The organism is Stenotrophomonas sp. yr243 (assembly GCF_900184195.1).
Classification (GTDB): domain Bacteria; phylum Pseudomonadota; class Gammaproteobacteria; order Xanthomonadales; family Xanthomonadaceae; genus Stenotrophomonas; species Stenotrophomonas lactitubi.
In genome coordinates this window covers 432,898-450,504 of record NZ_FXWT01000004.1, presented here as the reverse complement: position 1 = coordinate 450,504, position 17,607 = coordinate 432,898, and the positions used below count along the sequence as shown (strand labels likewise).

The window sequence follows — 17,607 nt, the reverse complement described above, 5'->3', positions numbered from 1 at the left end:
ACTGCCGCTACACTGCGCGCCGACATCTGTTGCACCTGTTCCTTTCACTCCCAACGAGGCACCCCCGCGATGCTGTACGCGCAAGTCCACCTGACCCTTCCCGCCTGGATCCACGACCAGATCGACCTGGATCGTCGATATCCGGGCGACGAGGCCAAGGTCGCGCTGGCGATCGAGCTGTCGCGGCTGAACGTCGACCACGCCAGTGGCGGCCCGTTCGGCGCCGTGGTGTTCGGGCCGGATGACAAGGTGATCGCCGCCGGCGTGAACCGGGTGATGCCGCACTCGACCTCGCTGGCGCACGCCGAGAACATGGCCTACATGCTGGCCCAGCAGCGCCTGCAGACCCCGCGCCTGAACGCGGTGCTGTCGCCGATCACCCTGGCCACCAGCTCGCAGCCCTGCTGCCAGTGCTACGGCGCTACCGTGTGGGCCGGCATCGACCGCCTGCTGATCGGCGCCAGTTCGGCCGACGTGGAAGAACTGACCCCGTTCGATGAAGGCCCGCTGCCGGCCGACTGGGTGGGCGAACTCAACAAGCGCGGCATCGAAGTGGTGCAGGGCCTGAACCGCGATGCGGCGCGCAGCGTGCTGCGTGCCTATGGGGAAAGCGATGGCGCCCGTTACTGAGGCCGGCATCGGCCTGCTGTGCCTGTGCCGGCAGGGCTTCGAGCCCGAGCTGGCCGGCGAACTGCAGTTCCGCGCAGGTGCCGCCGGCTTTGCCGGTTACGCCCGTACCCAGCGCAATGATGGCTACGTGCTCTTCATGTGCGACGAAGCCGCAGCGCTTGCACCGCGACTGCCGTGGCGCGAGCTGATCTTCGCCCGCCAGAAACTGGTGGTGCTGGCTGAGCTGCCGCAGCTGGACCCGGCCGACCGCATCACCCCGATGCTGGAAGTGCTGGCCGATGCGCCGCGCTTTGGTGATCTGTGGGTGGAGCATCCCGATTCGGACGCTGGCAAACCGCTGTCCGGACTGGCGCGTGCGTTCGGCAATGCCCTGCGCCCGGCGCTGCGCAAGGCCGGCAAACTCAGCGACAAACCGAACGCACGCCTGCCGCGCCTGCACGTGGTGTTCGTCGATGGCACGCACGCTTTCATCTGCGTGGCCAACCCGGACGACAGTGCCCCCTGGGCATTGGGCATTCCGCGCCTGAAGCTGTTGCCCGACGCACCCTCGCGCTCGGCATTGAAGCTGGACGAGGCATTGCTGACCCTGCTCGCCCCGGAAGAACGCGAAGCGCTGGTTCGTCCGGGCATGCGCGCGGCCGACCTCGGCGCGGCACCGGGCGGCTGGACCTGGGTGCTGACCCGCCAGCACGTGCATGTGCTGAGCATCGACAACGGCCCGCTGCGCCAGCACGTACTGGACACCGGCCTGGTCGAGCACCTGCGTGCCGATGGCTTCCATTGGCATCCAGAGCAGTCGCTGGACTGGATGGTCTGCGACATGGTCGAGCAGCCGCGTCGCGTCGCCGAACGCATGGCCACCTGGTTCCGCGAAGGCTGGTGCAGGCACGCGATCTTCAACCTGAAGCTGCCGATGAAGAAGCGCTGGGACGAGACGCGCCTATGCCTGGACCTGTTCCAGGACCAGGCCGGCAAGCCGCTGGTGGTGCGTGCCAAGCAGCTGTACCACGACCGTGAGGAAATCACGGTGCTGGCGTCGCCGCTGCGCTGATGAACACCCCGCGCATTTTCCTGTTGCTGTGTACCGCGTTGCTGGCGTCGCCGGCACTGGCACAATCGGCGCGCCCGCAGCCAGCACAGAGCGCTCCCCTGCGCGATGACAGTGGCGTGGTCCGCCAGCAGTCACTGTCGGCCGGCCGCGTGACCGGCAGCGTCGACATCGTGGTGCCGCTGGGCGAAACCCCGGTAACGGTGCGTTCGGTGGCGCCGGCCAGCGTGGTCGGCCAGTACCGCATCCATTTCGCCGAGCTGGACGTCAACGGCGATGGCTTCATCAGCCGTGAGGAGGCGCAGGTGAACCCGGCGCTTGCCGACGAGTTCAACGCATTGGACGTGAAGCGCCGCGGCAAGCTGGACCGCGCCGATCTGGCCGGTTGGCTGGTGGATTGATCCACCCTCGCGCTCCTCATCCACGCAAGGCGTGGATCTACCGACGGCGGTAGCGCCGGGCCATGCCCGGCGGAATCCATGAACCGCGCTGCGCGCTCGCCGGGCATGGCCCGGCGCTACCGGCGGATGATCCGGGGCACGCGCGCCAACCAAGGTTGGCGTCTACCAGAAGCGATTCGGCGCGGGCCCGCATCACCCGTGGTTGGTAGTTGCCAACCCTGGTTGGCACCCAGCCGTCACACCCCTGCGGCGCGCTTCCAGAAGGCCTGCACCAGCGGCGGCCACTTGCCCACGCAACCCAGCGCGCGGCCACGCGCCAGGGTCAGGTGCATTTCATCGTTGGAGAACAGTCCGTTGATCGCGTCGAAGCTGTAGGCGGCGATCTGGTTGTCGCTGCGACGCTCGCGCGCCCAGCGCTGCACGCGCTGCGGCGACAACCGGGGTTGCCCACGCCGTTCGGCCGATGGCGCCAGCCAGTGCTGCAGGGCGGCGACGTCGCGCAGGCCGAGGTTGACGCCCTGCCCGGCCAGCGGGTGCACCACGTGCGCGGCATCGCCCAGCGCCAGCACGCGACCGGCCACGTAGTGGCGGGCCAACTGCCGGCGCAGCGGGAACGCCGCGCGCGGCGAGGCCAGCTGCAGCTCACCCAGGCGCGCGGCGAAGGCACGGGTCAGTTCACGATTGAATGCGTCTTCGTCCAGCGCCAGTACGCGTGCCGCCTCGTCGTCGGGCAACGTCCAGACGATGGAGCTGCGGCGCTCGGCCACCGGCAACAGCGCCAGTGGACCGGTCGGCAGGAAGCGCTGCCAGGCCGTCGCCTGGTTGGGCAGCTCGCTGTCCACATAGGCGACCACCCCGCGCTGCTGGTAGTCGTGGCGCTCGACCTCGATGCCGGCCAGTCCGCGCAGGGTCGATTCCGCACCGTCGGCGGCCACGGCCAGCGCGGCTTCGATGCGACGGCCATCATCCAGGCGCAGGCGCACACCGTGCTCGTCCTGTTCGAGCGCTTCCACGCGCGCCGGGCAATGCAGCTCCACGCCGGCGGCCGGCAGCGCCGCCCACAGGCGATCCTGCAGCAAGCCGTTCTCGACGATGAAACCCAGCTCGCGACGGCCGAAGCGGTCCGCGTCGAACAGCAGGTCGTCTCCACCGGCGGCGTCCCACACCTGCATGCGCCGGTACGGCCAGGCGCGCGCCTGCGCGATCGTCGGCCACACGCCGAGTCGCTGCAGCAACTGCACGTTGTCGGCGGCGAAGGCGAACACCCGCAGATCCGGCTGTGCGGCCTGCCACGGCGCAGGTTCACGACCTTCCACCAATGCCACTGCAAGACCAGCTTCGGCCAGGGCCAGCGCACAGGCAGCACCGACCACGCCGCCGCCCACAATGGTCACGTCCAGGCGTGCGCGCCGGTTCATGCGGCTTCTCCACGGCACAGACGCGGCACCTCGCCACGGAAGCCCATCGCACCACCGACCAGCATCGACTGCACCGAGGCGCGCTGTGCAGCCACCAGGCCCAGGCTGCGCAGGGGGCGCAGCAGCGGCGCCGGATTGCTGGTCAGGCGGGCAAGACCGCCGGAGAACGCCACCGTCTGTCGTCGATCCTCCTCGCGGCGGGCTACGTAGGACCGCAGCAGTGCATCACTGCCGGCGTCGCCCTCCACTTCCAGCAGCTCGGCCAACGTCAACGCATCGCGCAGGCCGAGGTTGAAGCCCTGTGCACCCAGCGGGTGGATGGTCTGCGCGGCATTGCCAAGCAGCACCGTGCGCTCCCCCACCAGCGCGCGCGCCAGTACCTGGATCAGCGGATAGGCGCTGCGCGGACCGGAGTCGAGCAGGCGACCCGCACGCCAGCCGATGGCCTGCTGCAGGCGCTGCAGCCACGCGGTGTCGTCCAGTGCCATCACCGCCTCGGCCTGGTCTCGGGCAACGCCATGCACGGTGCCGAAATGGCGGTCGCCACGCGGCAGCAACGCCGTCGGGCCGGTATCGGTGAAGCGCTCCCAGGCGGTGCCATCGGGCGCACGCTGGCTGCGCACGCGGGCCACGAACAGCGTCTGCTGGAAATCGTGGCGATCAACCTCGATGCCCAGCGCATCGCGCACGCCGCTGCTGGTGCCGTCGGCACCGACCACCAGCCTCGCCAGCAGCACGCGCTCGCCGCTGTCATCGGCCACCCGCACCTGGCGGTAACCATCAATTACATCACCCAGACCGAGGAAACGCATCGGCCGGTAGCGGCGCAGTCGTGGCAGCTCCTGCAGCCGGCTTTCCAGCGCCTGACCGAAATCGCGCGCGACCACCACCTGGCCGAACCACGGCCGGTCGTAGTCCGTTGCATCGAGCTGCACGCGGCCGAAATCACCGGCGCGGCTGACATGGATGCGGCGGATCGGGCCTGGTGCCATCGACAGCTTCTGCATGACCCCCAGCGCGGTCAGCGCGTTGATGGTGGCTGCGGCAAAACTGAGGTTGCGCTGGTCGAACACCGCTGGCAGTTCGCCAGCCGGGCTGGCCTCGAGCAGGCCCACGTCGCGGCCCAGCCGGTCCAGGGCGATGGCCAGGCTGGCACCCACCAGACCACCACCGACGATCAGCACGTCATGTCGTTCACTCATGGGCGCATGATACGCGCTCGCCGCGCCTGCATGCCCGGCACGGCCCCGCCTGCGCCCAGCGTCGCGCCGGGCTAGAATGAAACCTGAATCCGCTCCGGCCCCCACCGCCATGTCCGACTCCGCACCCCGCGCCTTCGTCCTGTCAGTGCTCGTGCTGTTGATGGCGGCGACCCGCGTCAATCACTTCGCGGCAATCCCGGACGCCTCCTGGGCCGTGTTCTTCATCGGCGGCTTCTACCTCACCCGCTGGACCCGCTGGGCGTTCCCGCTGCTGATGGTGTTCGCGGTGCTGGTCGACTGGATCGTGATCCGCAGCAGCGGCCTCGATTTCTGGCAGCACTACTGCGTGTCGCCGGGCTACTGGCTGCTGTTGCCTGCGTACTTCGCCATGTGGGCCGGCGGCATGCTGCTGGGCCGCAACTACCGCGGTGCGCAGTGGTCGGTGCTGGGCAAGGGTGCGTTGCTGCTGGTGGCGTCGGTGGCGCTGTGCCACCTGCTGGCACAGGGTGGTTTCTACTGGACCAGCCAGAACGTGGCCGAGCCGACCGTGGCCGGCTGGGCGCAGAACTACGCACAGTGGTTCGGCCCCTATCTGCGCACCACCGCGATCTACGTGGCCCTGGCCGCCGCACTGCAGCTGGCCGTGGAACAGGTGCTCAAGCTCCTGCAGGCCCGCCGCGACATTCATCACTGAGCCGCGCCATGGGTCATCGCCTCTCGCGCATCTACACCCGCACCGGCGACGACGGCAGCACCGGTCTGGGTGACGGCAGCCGGGTCGGCAAGGATGATCTGCGTGTTGCCTCCTATGGCACCGTCGACGAAGCCAACGCCACGCTCGGCCTGTTGCTGGCCGTGCCGCTGCCGGAGGACGTCCGCGCGCTGGTCGTGCACCTGCAGCACCAGCTGTTCGATCTGGGCGCCGAACTGTGCGTTCCCGGTCATGCCGCGATCCACGCCGCCGACGTATCCGCCCTGGAACAGCAGCTGGACCACTACAACGCCGACCTGCCGATGCTGAAGGAGTTCATCCTGCCGGCCGGTGGCGAGGCCGCTGCGCGCTGCCACCTGGCCCGTACCGTGGTCCGCCGTGCCGAGCGCGACACGGTGGCCCTGGCCCGGGTGGAACCGGTACGCAGCGAAGCGCTGCAGTACCTCAACCGGCTGTCAGACCTGCTGTTCGTGCTGGCCCGGGTGCTGGCACGGGCCGATGGCCACGGCGAAGCGCTGTGGCAACCACAGCATCGCCAGCGCTGAGCCGCCATGCTGGTCTTCACCCATCCCGCCTGCCTGCTGCACGATCCCGGCCCTGGCCATCCTGAATGCCCGCAACGCCTGCAGGTGGTGCTCGACGCGCTGCATGAGGCCTTCCCTGGCCAACTGGAGTGGCGCGAAGCGCCGCCAGCCAAGTTCGGTGAACTGACCCGGGTCCACGACAGCGCGCTGCTGGATCTGGTACTGCAACCGCAGACCGCACCGCTGCGGCAGCTGGACATGGACACCTGGACCTCGCCGGGCTCGGCCAGCGCCGCGGTGCATGCCGCCGGCGCAGGTGTCGCCGCCGTCGATGCGGTGATGCTGGGTGAAGACCCGCTGGCCTTCTGCGCGGTACGCCCGCCCGGTCACCACGCCACCAGCAGTACCGCGATGGGCTTCTGCCTGCTCAACAACATCGCCATCGCCGCCGCCTACGCCCGCGACCGCCACGGTCTGGAGCGGATCGCGGTGGTCGACTTCGATGTCCACCATGGCAACGGCACCCAGGACATCTTCCAGCACGACGCCCGGGTGTCCTACTACAGCACCCACCAGGCAGGCCTGTTCCCCGAGTCCGGCCTGCGCCGTGACCGCGGCGCCGGCAACCTGATGAACATCCTGCTGCCACCGGGCAGTGGTGGCTTCCGCTTCCGCAATGTATGGGCCGACGAGATGCTGCCGGCGATCGACGACTTCCGCCCCCAGCTGCTGCTGATCTCGGCGGGCTTCGATGCCCACCTGCGTGATCCGCAGGCCGACCTGATGCTGGAGACCGACGATTTCGCCTGGATCACCCGCGAACTGCACGCGCTGGCACGCCGCCATGCCGCCGGTCGGGTGGTGTCGATGCTGGAGGGGGGATACGACCTGCAGGCCCTGGCCGAGTGCAGCGTGGCCCACCTGCAGGCACTGACGACGACGCCTTCCGGCAGCGGGCCTGGATGAACCCGAACCGGCAATCCGGGGAGGCCTTCATTGCCCCTATGCAAGGGATGGGGCAAGCTACCGTCCGTTTTCGCCCGAATCCGAACCGCGTGCGCCGAGCCCTCCGCCTGCTTCCCCTGCCCCTGAGCATCGCCGTTTGCCTTCCGGCATGGGCTGATGACAAGCCGCTCAACTGGGGCCTTTGCCCGGCCACGGACGTGATCCCTGCGTTCACCGACGCACCGACGCCGGTGCCCGGCCAGGACAAGGCTGCCGCCAGCGCTGCGCGCGAGCAGCAGCCCACCGACATCGAGGGCGACCAGCTGCTGGGCACCACCACCGTGCCGCAGTACCAGGGCAATGTGGCGCTGCGCCGGGGTGACCAGTTCGTCGGCACCGACAAGCTCAGCTTCGATACCGAAAGCGGCAACTACGTCGCCGATGGCAACGTCCGTTACCAAGATGCCTCGATCCGGATGGTCGCCAAGCGCGCCGAGGGCAACCAGGAAAGCGACACCCACAAGATCACCGACATCCAGTACCAGCTGGTGTCCCGCCGCGGCAATGGCGAAGCCGAATCGGTCGACCTGCAGGGCGCGGTCGGGCAGATGCACCGCTCCACCTACACCACCTGCGACCCGTCGCAGCCGGTGTGGCGGCTGACGGCGCCGGAGATCGAAGTCGACAACGACGAAGGCTTCGGTACCGCCCGCAACGCGGTGCTGCGGATCGGCAAGGTGCCGATCCTGTGGGCACCCTACTTCAAGTTCCCGATCGATGACCGGCGCAAGACCGGCCTGCTGTTCCCGCAGCTGGGCATGTCCGGGCGCAACGGTTTCGATTATGCACAGCCGATCTACTTCAACCTGGCGCCGAACTACGACGACACGTTGACCCCGCGCTACATGAGCCAGCGCGGCCTGATGCTCGACAACGAGTTCCGCTACCTCTACGAAGGCGGCCGCGGCGAACTGCTGACCGCGTTCATGCCCAACGACAAGCTGCGCGACCGCGACCGCGGCCGGGTGATGTTCGGCGGCTACCACAACCTCGACGATCATTGGCAGGCGCGCGCCAACCTGGCCTGGGTCAGCGACGAGCGCTACGTGGAAGACTTCGCCAACCGCCTGGTGGGCGTCACCGCGTCGAACCTGCAGAGCACCGTCGGCCTGTATGGCACCGGCAAGAACTGGACGGCCGGCATCATGGCCGATCGCTGGCAGCTGACCGACTACACCCTCAACGAGAGTGCGCTGGCCTACAACCGCCAGCCGCGCCTGTACTTCAACTGGGACAAACCGCTGCTGCCGTGGCTGGAGACTGGTGTCTACGCCGAGGCCGTGCGCTTCACCCACGACGACATCAATTTCAAGTACGGCGCCGATGCGGGGCCCGACCTGCAGTACACCCGCAATGGCAGCCGGCAGACCGACGGCATCGGTGTCAGCGGCGGCTCGCGACTGGACCTGAAACCCTACGTGTCGTTCCCGATCAGCGGCGCGGCCTGGTATGTCACGCCGACGCTGGCCTACCGCTATACCGGTTACCAGCTGGACCGTGGCCTGGTTGATGGCGTGAACGGCATCCGCGGCCAGATCCTGCGCTCGCAGGGAATCGACCCGGCCACCGCCACCCCCGAACAGCTGCGCGGCAATACCTCGCCCAGCCGCAGCCTGCCGATCGCCAGCCTTGATGCCGGTCTGTTCTTCGATCGTGAGACGAAGATCGGTGGCAAGTCGTTCCTGCAGACCCTGGAGCCGCGCCTGTTCTACCTGCGCACGCCCTACCGCGATCAGGACGAGCTGCCGATCTTCGATACCCGCGACTTCACCTTCAGCTGGGGCCAGCTGTTCCGCGATTCGCGCTACACCGGCGCCGATCGCCAGAACGATGCCAACCAGCTGACCATGGCGCTGAGCACCCGCTTCATCGACCAGACCACCGGCAAGGAACGCTTCTCGGCCTCCATCGGCCAGATCCAGTACTTCGACGAATCGCGGGTGACCGTGACCCCCGGCGGCGCGCCGGTGGAAAAGGGCAAGTCGGCCTGGATCGCCGACGGCAACTACATGATCAACGACCGCTGGACGCTGGGCGCCACCTACCAGTGGGATCCCAAGTACAAGCGTGAAGACCTGGCCAGCGTGCGTGCCCGCTACCTGATGTCCAACGACGGTGTGGTCAACCTGACCTACCGTTACCGCATCAATTCCGGCGCCCCGGCCAATGCCAACAAGCACGACCGTACCCTGCTGGAACAGGCCGACCTGTCGTTCCTGTACCCGCTGAACGAGCGCTGGAGCCTGGTGGGCCGCTACTACTACTCGATCCAGGACAAGGAACCGCTGGAGATCATCGGTGGCGTACAGTGGGACAGCTGCTGCCTGGCCGTGCGCGCCGTGGCCCGCCGCTACGTGCGCAACCGCGAAGGCGAAATGAACAACTCCATCCAGCTTGAGTTCGTGCTCAAGGGCTTGAGCTCTCTTGGCCAGGACACGGACCGCACTTTGCGCCGTGCTATCCTCGGCTACAACCGTGATGACCTCTATCTCGTGCCGCCCAGCAACACCGGAGCGGCCCGCGATGACTACGATCCGAATCTGATCCCATGACCAAGAGCTTCCCCGTTCTCCTCGCATCGCTTCTGGCGGTGTCCAGCGTGTCCGCCCCCCTGCAGGTTCTTGCGCAGGAGGCCCAGCCGTTGGATCGCATCGCTGCTGTCGTCGATGAGGACGTGATCCTGCAGAGCGAGCTCCAGCGTGCGATCGCCAACATCAAGGCGCAGTACGCCGGCCGCGAGGCCCAGCTGCCCCCTGATGACGTGCTCAGCCGTCAGGTGCTCGAGCGCCTGGTGCTGGTCAAGCTGCAGGTGGCCCGTGCGCAGGGCAGCGGTATCCATGTCGGTGACCAGGAACTGACGCAGGCGATGAATGCCATCGCCCAGCAGAACGGTTCGACCCTGGACGCCCTGCGTCAGCGCCTGGCCCATGACGGCATCGATTTCAACGATTTCCGCGCCTCGGTGCGTGACGAGATCACCGTGCAGCGCCTGCGCCAGAGCTTTGCGCAGAGCCGCATCAGCGTCAGCGAAGGCGAGGTCGATGCTGCCCTGAAGCAGCAGGCCGATGCCGGCAATCAGTTCCATCTGGCGCACATCCTGGTCGCCCTGCCCGACGGCGCCACCGCCGAGCAGATCGCCACCGGCCAGAAGAAGGCCGACGGCGTGAAGGCGCTGCTGGACAAGGGCGAACTGGACTTCAATGCGGCGGCCGTGCGCTATTCCGACAGCCCCAATGCACTGGAAGGCGGCGACCTCGGCTGGCGCACCCTGGACGAAATCCCGGCGGCGTTCGCACAGACGATGCAGCAGATGAAGGCTGGCGAAGTGGTCGGTCCGATCCGCGGCCCGAGCGGCTTCCAGCTGCTGAAGCTGGTGGAAGTGCGTGACGCCAGCGCGGCGGCAGGCACCCACACCGTCACCGAGTACCACGGCCGCCACATCCTGGTGCGCGTGGACGACGCACAGTCCGACGCGGCCGCCAAGGCCAAGATCGATACCCTGCGCGCTCGCATTGCCGGCGGTGCCGACTTCCAGCAGGTAGCCAAGGAATCGTCCGAGGACACCAACAGCAAGGGCCAGGGCGGCGATCTGGGCTGGTTCCCGGCCGACGCATTCGGCCCGGCCTTCGGCCAGCAGGTGGCAGGCATCCAGGACGGCGGCGTCAGCCAGCCGTTCCGCACCGATGCGGGCTGGCACATCGTGCAGCGCGTGGGCACCCGCCAGACCGACGTCGGCAGTGACAACCAGCGCGCCCAGGTCCGCGAGACCATCGGTCGCCGCAAGCTGGAAGACGAGTACAACCGCTTCCTGCAGGAGCTGCGTGGCGAAGCCTTCGTCAGCTTCCGCAGCGGTGACCGGGCGGAAAATACCGCCACGCCGCCGCAGTCCTGAGCCATGCTCCCCGAGCTCGCTCTGGTACCGGGCGAGCCCGCCGGGATCGGCCCGGAGCTGTGTGTCCGACTGGTCCAGCAGCCGCGCGATGATTGCCGGCTGCTCGCATTCGCCGATCCGGACGCCCTGCGCGCGGCCGCTGCCGCGCTGAACCTGCCCCTGCAACTGCTGCCCGAGGACGCGCATGCCCGCGTCCCCGGCGATCTGCGCCTGCGCGCCGTCGCCAACAGCACCCCCAGCCGTTTCGGCCATGCCGACCCTGCCAACGCAGGCGCAGTGATTGCGGCCCTGCTGGGTGCCGGCCAGGCCTGCCTGTCCGGCGAACTGCACGGCGTGGTGACCGGCCCGGTGCACAAGGCGGTGATCAACCAGGGCGGTATCGCCTACAGCGGCACCACCGAACTGCTGGCCGACCAGGCCGGGGTGAAGGTGGTGATGATGCTGGCCAACGACATCGTCCGCGTTGCCCTGGCCACGACCCATCTGCCGCTGCGCGAGGTCGCCGATGCGATCACCGCCCCCGGTCTGGAACACACGCTGCGCACCGTGCATGCCGCGCTGCGCCGCGAGTTCGGCCTGGCCGCACCGCGCATCGCCGTGCTTGGCCTGAATCCGCATGCCGGCGAAGACGGCCACCTCGGTCGCGAGGAACTGGATCTGGTCATCCCCTTGCTGCAGCGCCTGCGCAGCGAGGGCATGGACCTGATCGGTCCGCTGCCGGCGGATACCGCGTTCCTGCCGGCCAAGCTGGCCGGCTTCGACACCGTGCTGGCCATGTACCACGACCAGGGCCTGCCGGTGCTGAAGTACTCCGGCTTCGAGCAGGCGGTGAACCTGACCCTTGGCCTGCCCTACCCGCGCGTGGCGGTGGACCACGGCACCGCGCTGGATCTTGCCGGCCGCGGCATTGCCGATCCTTCCAGCCTGCAGGCCGCCACGACGCTGTGTGCGCGGCTGGCGCGGCAACGTACACTGAGCACATGACTTCCCCGCATTCCCCCTCCGGCCCGGTGTTTTCCGCCCCGGCCAAGAAGCAGCTCGGCCAGCACTTCCTTGCCGACCGCTACTACATCGACAAGATCGTGATGGCGGTCAATCCCAGGGACGGCGACCGCCTGGTCGAGATCGGCCCGGGCCAGGGTGCGATCACCCTGCCGCTGCTGCGCGTGCACCCGAAGATGACGGTGATCGAGTTCGACCGCGACCTGATCGCGCCGTTGACCGCCGCCGCCGAACCGCTGGGTGAACTGACCATCGTCAACCGCGACGTGCTGCGGGTAGACTTCACCGAGCTTGCCGATGGCCAGCCGATCCGCCTGGTCGGCAACCTGCCTTACAACATTTCCTCGCCGATCCTGTTCCATGCGCTGGAACACGCTGCGGTGATTTCCGACATGCACTTCATGCTGCAGAAGGAAGTGGTCGATCGCATGGCCGCCGGTCCCGGCAGCAAGGTGTTCGGCCGCCTCAGCGTGATGCTGCAGGCCTACTGCGAGGTGACCTCGCTGTTCGTGGTGCCGCCGGGTGCGTTCAGGCCGCCGCCGAAGGTCGATTCGGCCGTGGTGCGTCTGATACCGCGCGACCCGGCCACCATCAACATCAAGGACCACAAGCGCTTCGCCGACGTGGTCAGGGCCGCCTTCGGCCAACGCCGCAAGACCCTGCGCAATGCCCTGAACAACGTGGTCAGCGCCGAGCAGTTCGTGGCCGCCGGCGTGCGTCCCGATGCCCGCGCCGAACAGCTGGACGTGGCTGAATTCATCGCTTTGGCCAATGCCTCCTGATTACACTGCTGGTATGGAAGACGCTGACGTTTACGCCATCTCCGTCGAAGTCGCGCCGCGCTTCCTCGACGACCAATCCGCACCGGAAGACGGTCGCTATGCGTTCGCCTATACGATCCGCATCCACAACCAGGGCCGCGTTGCCGCGCGCCTGGTCGCACGCCATTGGCGCATCACCGATGCCAACGGCCGCGTCGAGCATGTCGATGGCGATGGCGTGATCGGCGAACAGCCGCGACTGCGTCCGGGTGAAGACTTCCATTACACCTCAGGTGTCATGCTCGGCACCGAGCACGGCACGATGCAGGGCCATTACGACATGGTGGCCGACGATGGCACCGAATTCGCCGCGCCGGTCGCACCCTTCGTGCTGGCCATCCCGCGCACCCTGCACTGACACGGAGGCCGAACGATGAGTGTATGGGCGATCGGCGACCTGCAAGGCTGCTATGACGTAACCCAGCGCCTGCTGGAAAAGATCCGCTTCGATCCGGCGCAGGACACCCTGTGGTTCTGTGGCGACCTGGTCAACCGCGGCGGACAGTCGCTGGAAACGCTGCGGCTGGTGCATTCGCTACGCGAACACAGCGTGGTGGTGCTCGGCAACCACGACCTTTCCCTGCTGGCCGTCGGTGCGCGCACCGAAGAGGAACAGCGCAAGGTCAACCCGGATCTGCTGCGCATCGTCCAGGCCGAAGACCGTGATGTGCTGCTGGACTGGCTGCGCCTGCAGAAACTGGTGCACGTGGACCGCGAACTGGGCTGGATGATGGTGCATGCCGGCCTGGCGCCGAAGTGGACCACGCAGATGGCAGAGAAGCATGCGGCCGAAGTGGAAGTGCAGCTGCACGGCGCCGGCTACCGCAAGCTGTTCCGCAACATGTACGGCGACAAGCCCAGCTGGGCGCCGAACCTGACCGGCTACGAGCGCTCGCGGGCGATCATCAACGTGCTGACGCGCATGCGCTACTGCACCTCGCGTGGCCGCATCGGCATCGAGGATAAGGGCACGCCGGGCACCCAGGAGCAGGGGCTGTATCCCTGGTTCGAGGTACCGGGCCGGGTCGAGCGCGACCTGAAGGTGGTCTGCGGCCACTGGTCCGCGCTGGGCCTGACCATCACCCAGGGCATCCACGCGATCGATACCGGCGCGGTGTGGGGTGGCAAGCTCACCGCAATCCAGCTCGACACCGACGAGCTGCGCGTGGTGCAGGTCCCGGGACGTGACGTGCCGGCACCGGTCGCCAACGCGCGGCCGCCTGCACGGCCTGCACATGAGCGCGCGGCAGGGCAAGGCAAGGACAACAGCCAGGGCAACGGCAACGCTGCAACGGCTGGTGCGCCCGGCAACCGTGGTCCGCGTCGGCGCCGCCGCCGTGGTGGCGGTGGCGGTGGCGGTGGTGGTGGTGGTGGCGGCAACAACAACGGCACGCCTCCTTCGGCATGAAGCCAGGCAACCGCGCACCATGGACGGTGCTGCTGCTGACGCTGGCCCTGGCCAGCGGCTGCCAGCCCTCGTCGTCGCCAGCGACCGCCGGCGCCGACAAGGCCGCCGTCCCTGCTTCAACAACGGCACCCTCACCACCGCTGGTCGCTGCCGCCCGCACGCAGATCGGCGTCACCACCCGCTACGACCCTGCCTATCAGGTGCTGGCCTACCCCGGTGGCGACGTGCCCGCCGATCGCGGCGTATGCACCGACGTGGTGGTCCGCGCCCTGCGTACGCAGGGGCTGGACCTGCAGGTCCGGGTGAACGAAGACATGCGCGCTGATTTCGGCGCCTATCCAGCGCTCTGGGGCCTGTCGCGACCGGATCGGAACATCGACCATCGGCGCGTGCCCAACCTGATGCGCTGGTTTGATCGCCAGGGCTGGCAGCAGCCGATCGGTGCGCGCGCCAGCGACTTCGCTGCCGGCGACATCGTTGCCTGGAAGCTCAACGGCAACGGCCTGCTGCACGTGGGCATCGTCTCCGACCGGCGCCTGGCCGACGGCACGCCGCTGGTGCTGCACAACATCGCGCGTGGCACGCGGGAAGAGAACCTGCTGTTCCAGCACGCGATCATCGGCCACTACCGGATGCCGTGAGTGAGGCGGTGCTGTAGAGCCGAGCCATGCTCGGCTGCGATTTGTGTCCGCCAAAAGCAGCCGAGCATGGCTCGGCTCTACAGGACTCCGTGCTCAGCGACGCACGTAGTGCACGAAGCGGAAGGCGTAGGCATGGCGTTCGTCCGCCGCATGCGGCTCGCTGCTCACTTCCTGCCAGTCCTGCGCGTCCACTTCGGGGAAATGGGTATCGGCCGGTACTTCGGCATCCACCCAGGTCAGGTACAGATCACTGGCCTGGTCCAGCAGCTGGCGGAAGATCTCGCCACCACCAATGATGCACAGCTCGCTGGCGCCCTCGCCTTCTGCAATCGCTTTGGCCTCGTCCAGCGAAGCCACCGCACGCATCCCCTCGAACGGCACCTGGCCGCTTCGGGTCAGCACCAGGTTGGTCCGGCCCGGCAGCACGCGGCCGATCGATTCGGCGGTCTTGCGCCCCATCAGGATCGGTTTGCCCAGGGTCAATGCCTTGAAGTGCTTGAAGTCGTCCGGCAGGTGCCAGGGCATGGCATTGCCCTGGCCGATGCCACGATTGCGATCCAGTGCAACGATCATCGAAAGTTTCATGGTGCGGCCTCCTCAGCCGGCGTCGATCTGCAGGCGTGTACAGGCCTCGTTGGCGGTACTGGCCGCGCGCAGCGCCGCAGCCAGCGCGGGGTTCGACGTGGAATTCTCGTCCAGGCCTTCGAGGATCCTCTTCATCTGCGCGTCCTCGATCTCCTTCAGCCCCGGTCCCGACAGGATGTCGCTGGACAGCGTGGCAACGTCCGTGCTGCCGCTGCGCGCCAGGAATCCCTGCAGATCCTTGCTGGAATAGACCACCGCCAGGCGCTGCTCGAGCTCATGCTGGTAGGCGGGCTCTTCGATGCCAGCCTTCAGGTGCTCGGCCATCGCCGCGTACATGCCGGTCACCGCCTCGCGCACCTGCGCCTGGCAGCCAGCCGGCATGTCGCTGGGCAGTAGGGCGCTGCTATCGAGCGTACGGACGAAGGACTGCAATTCCTCGCGCATGTGCTTGTGCACGATCTGCTCGTTGACCTGCCGGGCCAATGCGAGGGTGTCTGCAGGCGCCGCCTGCACCAGGCTCAGCGGCGCCAGGCCAGCCAACGCCAGCAGCGCCGCAACGCGTGGGCGCGCACTCACACCGCCACCGGCGCCTTGATCGTCGGATGCGGATCGTAGCCGTCGATGCGGATGTCGTCGAACTGGAAGCCGAACAGATCGGTCACCTCCGGGTTCAACCACAGCGTCGGCAGCGCGCGCGGCGCACGCGACAGCTGCTCGCGGGCCTGCTCGAAGTGGTTCGAATACAGGTGCGCATCGCCCAGCGTATGCACGAAATCGCCGACACCCAGGCCGGTGGCCTGCGCCACCATGTGGGTCAGCAGCGCGTAGCTGGCGATGTTGAACGGCACGCCGAGGAAGATGTCACCACTGCGCTGGTACAACTGGCAGCTGAGCTTGCCGTCGACCACGTAGAACTGGAACAGGTTGTGGCACGGCATCAGCGCCATCTGCGAGAGCTCGCCCACGTTCCAGGCACTGACCACCAGCCGACGCGAATCCGGGTTGCGCTTGATCTCGTCCACCAGCCACTGCATCTGGTCGATGCTGCCGCCGTCGGCAGTGGCCCAGCTGCGCCACTGCTTGCCGTACACCGGGCCGAGGTCGCCGTTGTCATCGGCCCACTCGTCCCAGATGCGCACCTGGTTGTCCTTGAGGTAACCGATGTTGGTATCACCCTTCAGGAACCACAGCAGCTCGTGGATGATCGAGCGCAGGTGCAGCTTCTTGGTGGTGACCAGCGGAAAGCCGTCGTTGAGGTTGAAGCGCATCTGCCAGCCGAACACGCTGCGGGTGCCGGTGCCGGTGCGGTCGCTCTTCTCCGCGCCGTGTTCGAGCACGTGCGAGAGCAGGTCCAGGTAGGCCTTCATGCCTTGCCCTCCGCCACTACCAGCGGCTGCGGCTGCAGCACCGGCGCGCGGCGCGACATCACCAGCAGCACCAGGCCGAAGGCGATCAGCGGCACACACAGGATCTGGCCCTTGGTCAGCCAGCCGAAGGCCACGTAGACGCCGTTGTCGGGCATGCGCACGAACTCCACGGCGAAGCGGAAGATGCCATACAGCAGCGCGAACAGGCCGCCGATGAGATAGCGATGGCGCGGCTTGGCCGACACCGTCCACAACACCACGAACATCACCAGCCCTTCCAGCAGTGCTTCATACAACTGCGACGGATGGCGGGCGAACTGATTCAGCGCACCGCTGGCGAACTGCGACTGCAGGGTGGCGTGGTCGAGCTGGTTCAGCGGCGCCGGCAGGCCGGACGGGAAGACCACGCCCCAGCTGCCGTCGGTGTACTTGCCCCACAGTTCGGCACCGATGAAGTTGCCGACGCGGCCAAAGCCCAGGCCCAGCGGCACCAGCGGCGCCATGAAATCCATGGTGTCGAAGAAGTGCAGCGCATGCTTGCGCGACCACCACCAGCAGGCGGCGATCACGCCCAGCAGGCCACCGTGGAAGCTCATGCCGCCGTCCCACACCTTGAACAGCAGCAGCGGGTTGTGCAGGAAATCGCCCAGCGCGTAGAACAGCATGTAGCCGATGCGGCCGCCCAGCACCACGCCGAGCATGGCGTAGAACAGCAGGTCGGAGAAGCCGTTGGCATCGACGCCCGGCAGGCGCCCGTCGGCGATCCGCTTGCGCCCCAGCAGCCAGGCGGCGGTGAAGCCGAGCAGGTACATGATGCCGTACCAATGCACCTTGATCGGTCCCAGCGAGAGGGCGATGGGGTCGATGTCGTGGAAATAGATCATGAAGGGCGCCTTGCAGGGATGCCGATATTCTAGCGCCGCCCGGGAGCGGCCTCGCGGCGGCCCCGCT

General features: G+C 67.7%; 19 protein-coding genes. 13 read left to right on the top strand and 6 right to left on the bottom strand.

Annotation, left to right across the window (positions count from 1 at the left end):
* The first annotated feature begins 69 nt into the window (after positions 1 to 69).
* Genes QOL57_RS19005 through QOL57_RS18995 form a run of 3 tightly spaced genes read left to right on the top strand, consistent with a single transcriptional unit; the run spans position 70 to position 2,079 of the window.
* The gene (locus QOL57_RS19005) at positions 70 to 630 is read left to right on the top strand and encodes a nucleoside deaminase (RefSeq protein WP_033830398.1); all 561 of its coding nucleotides are present in this window, start codon (positions 70 to 72) and stop codon (positions 628 to 630) included.
* On the top strand, positions 614 to 1,681 hold the full coding sequence (rlmM, locus tag QOL57_RS19000; protein ID WP_089238893.1) for a 23S rRNA (cytidine(2498)-2'-O)-methyltransferase RlmM: 1,068 nt from the start codon (positions 614 to 616) through the stop codon (positions 1,679 to 1,681). The genes QOL57_RS19005 and rlmM overlap by 17 nt, the downstream gene beginning before the upstream one ends.
* On the top strand, positions 1,681 to 2,079 hold the full coding sequence (locus QOL57_RS18995; RefSeq protein WP_089238891.1) for a hypothetical protein: 399 nt from the start codon (positions 1,681 to 1,683) through the stop codon (positions 2,077 to 2,079). The genes rlmM and QOL57_RS18995 overlap by 1 nt, the downstream gene beginning before the upstream one ends.
* Positions 2,080 to 2,315: 236 nt before the next feature.
* Here QOL57_RS18995 and QOL57_RS18990 read toward each other — a convergent pair whose 3' ends face one another.
* Together QOL57_RS18990 and ubiH are read right to left on the bottom strand one after the other, a co-directional pair.
* Complete coding sequence (locus QOL57_RS18990) at positions 2,316 to 3,497, bottom strand: UbiH/UbiF family hydroxylase (protein WP_089238889.1); 1,182 nt, start codon at positions 3,495 to 3,497, stop codon at positions 2,316 to 2,318.
* On the bottom strand, positions 3,494 to 4,699 hold the full coding sequence (ubiH, locus tag QOL57_RS18985; protein WP_089238887.1) for a 2-octaprenyl-6-methoxyphenyl hydroxylase: 1,206 nt from the start codon (positions 4,697 to 4,699) through the stop codon (positions 3,494 to 3,496). Before ubiH ends, QOL57_RS18990 begins: the two co-directional genes overlap by 4 nt.
* A 109-nt stretch (positions 4,700 to 4,808) precedes the next feature.
* Between ubiH and QOL57_RS18980 the strand changes: the two genes are divergently transcribed.
* The 10 genes from QOL57_RS18980 to QOL57_RS18935 are packed head-to-tail and all read left to right on the top strand — an operon-like array spanning position 4,809 to position 14,704.
* On the top strand, positions 4,809 to 5,393 hold the full coding sequence (locus QOL57_RS18980; RefSeq protein ID WP_089238885.1) for a hypothetical protein: 585 nt from the start codon (positions 4,809 to 4,811) through the stop codon (positions 5,391 to 5,393).
* A gap of 8 nt (positions 5,394 to 5,401) precedes the next feature.
* The gene (locus QOL57_RS18975; protein WP_089238883.1) at positions 5,402 to 5,956 is read left to right on the top strand and encodes a cob(I)yrinic acid a,c-diamide adenosyltransferase; all 555 of its coding nucleotides are present in this window, start codon (positions 5,402 to 5,404) and stop codon (positions 5,954 to 5,956) included.
* Between the two features lie 6 nt (positions 5,957 to 5,962).
* Positions 5,963 to 6,901: a histone deacetylase family protein gene (locus QOL57_RS18970; protein ID WP_089238881.1), complete on the top strand. Its 939-nt coding sequence runs from the start codon at positions 5,963 to 5,965 to the stop codon at positions 6,899 to 6,901.
* Positions 6,902 to 6,948: 47 nt separating this feature from the next.
* Positions 6,949 to 9,492 (top strand): LPS-assembly protein LptD, encoded by a 2,544-nt coding sequence (lptD, locus tag QOL57_RS18965; protein WP_176429859.1) that lies wholly within the window; start codon positions 6,949 to 6,951, stop codon positions 9,490 to 9,492.
* Positions 9,489 to 10,832 carry a peptidylprolyl isomerase gene (locus QOL57_RS18960; protein ID WP_089238877.1) on the top strand — a complete coding sequence of 448 codons (1,344 nt, stop codon included), beginning with the start codon at positions 9,489 to 9,491 and terminating at the stop codon, positions 10,830 to 10,832. The genes lptD and QOL57_RS18960 overlap by 4 nt, the downstream gene beginning before the upstream one ends.
* 3 nt (positions 10,833 to 10,835) lie before the next feature.
* Entirely contained in the window at positions 10,836 to 11,816 is a 981-nt protein-coding gene (gene pdxA / locus QOL57_RS18955; RefSeq protein ID WP_089238875.1) for a 4-hydroxythreonine-4-phosphate dehydrogenase PdxA, read from the top strand.
* Positions 11,813 to 12,616 (top strand): 16S rRNA (adenine(1518)-N(6)/adenine(1519)-N(6))-dimethyltransferase RsmA, encoded by an 804-nt coding sequence (gene rsmA, locus QOL57_RS18950; RefSeq protein ID WP_089238873.1) that lies wholly within the window; start codon positions 11,813 to 11,815, stop codon positions 12,614 to 12,616. Before pdxA ends, rsmA begins: the two co-directional genes overlap by 4 nt.
* A gap of 13 nt (positions 12,617 to 12,629) precedes the next feature.
* Positions 12,630 to 13,013, top strand: a complete 384-nt coding sequence (apaG, locus tag QOL57_RS18945) for a Co2+/Mg2+ efflux protein ApaG (RefSeq protein ID WP_025877914.1) — start codon at positions 12,630 to 12,632, stop codon at positions 13,011 to 13,013.
* Positions 13,014 to 13,028: 15 nt separating this feature from the next.
* The gene (locus tag QOL57_RS18940) at positions 13,029 to 14,063 is read left to right on the top strand and encodes a symmetrical bis(5'-nucleosyl)-tetraphosphatase (protein WP_089238871.1); all 1,035 of its coding nucleotides are present in this window, start codon (positions 13,029 to 13,031) and stop codon (positions 14,061 to 14,063) included.
* Positions 14,060 to 14,704, top strand: a complete 645-nt coding sequence (locus tag QOL57_RS18935) for a DUF1287 domain-containing protein (RefSeq protein ID WP_089238869.1) — start codon at positions 14,060 to 14,062, stop codon at positions 14,702 to 14,704. Before QOL57_RS18940 ends, QOL57_RS18935 begins: the two co-directional genes overlap by 4 nt.
* Before the next feature lie 93 nt (positions 14,705 to 14,797).
* Here QOL57_RS18935 and QOL57_RS18930 read toward each other — a convergent pair whose 3' ends face one another.
* The 4 genes from QOL57_RS18930 to lgt are packed head-to-tail and all read right to left on the bottom strand — an operon-like array spanning position 14,798 to position 17,540.
* The gene (locus tag QOL57_RS18930) at positions 14,798 to 15,289 is read right to left on the bottom strand and encodes a dihydrofolate reductase (protein ID WP_089238867.1); all 492 of its coding nucleotides are present in this window, start codon (positions 15,287 to 15,289) and stop codon (positions 14,798 to 14,800) included.
* Between the two features lie 12 nt (positions 15,290 to 15,301).
* Positions 15,302 to 15,865, bottom strand: a complete 564-nt coding sequence (locus QOL57_RS18925) for a hypothetical protein (protein ID WP_089238865.1) — start codon at positions 15,863 to 15,865, stop codon at positions 15,302 to 15,304.
* The gene (locus QOL57_RS18920; protein ID WP_089238863.1) at positions 15,862 to 16,656 is read right to left on the bottom strand and encodes a thymidylate synthase; all 795 of its coding nucleotides are present in this window, start codon (positions 16,654 to 16,656) and stop codon (positions 15,862 to 15,864) included. The genes QOL57_RS18925 and QOL57_RS18920 overlap by 4 nt, the downstream gene beginning before the upstream one ends.
* Positions 16,653 to 17,540 (bottom strand): prolipoprotein diacylglyceryl transferase, encoded by an 888-nt coding sequence (gene lgt / locus QOL57_RS18915; protein ID WP_089238861.1) that lies wholly within the window; start codon positions 17,538 to 17,540, stop codon positions 16,653 to 16,655. Before lgt ends, QOL57_RS18920 begins: the two co-directional genes overlap by 4 nt.
* Positions 17,541 to 17,607 lie beyond the last annotated feature (67 nt).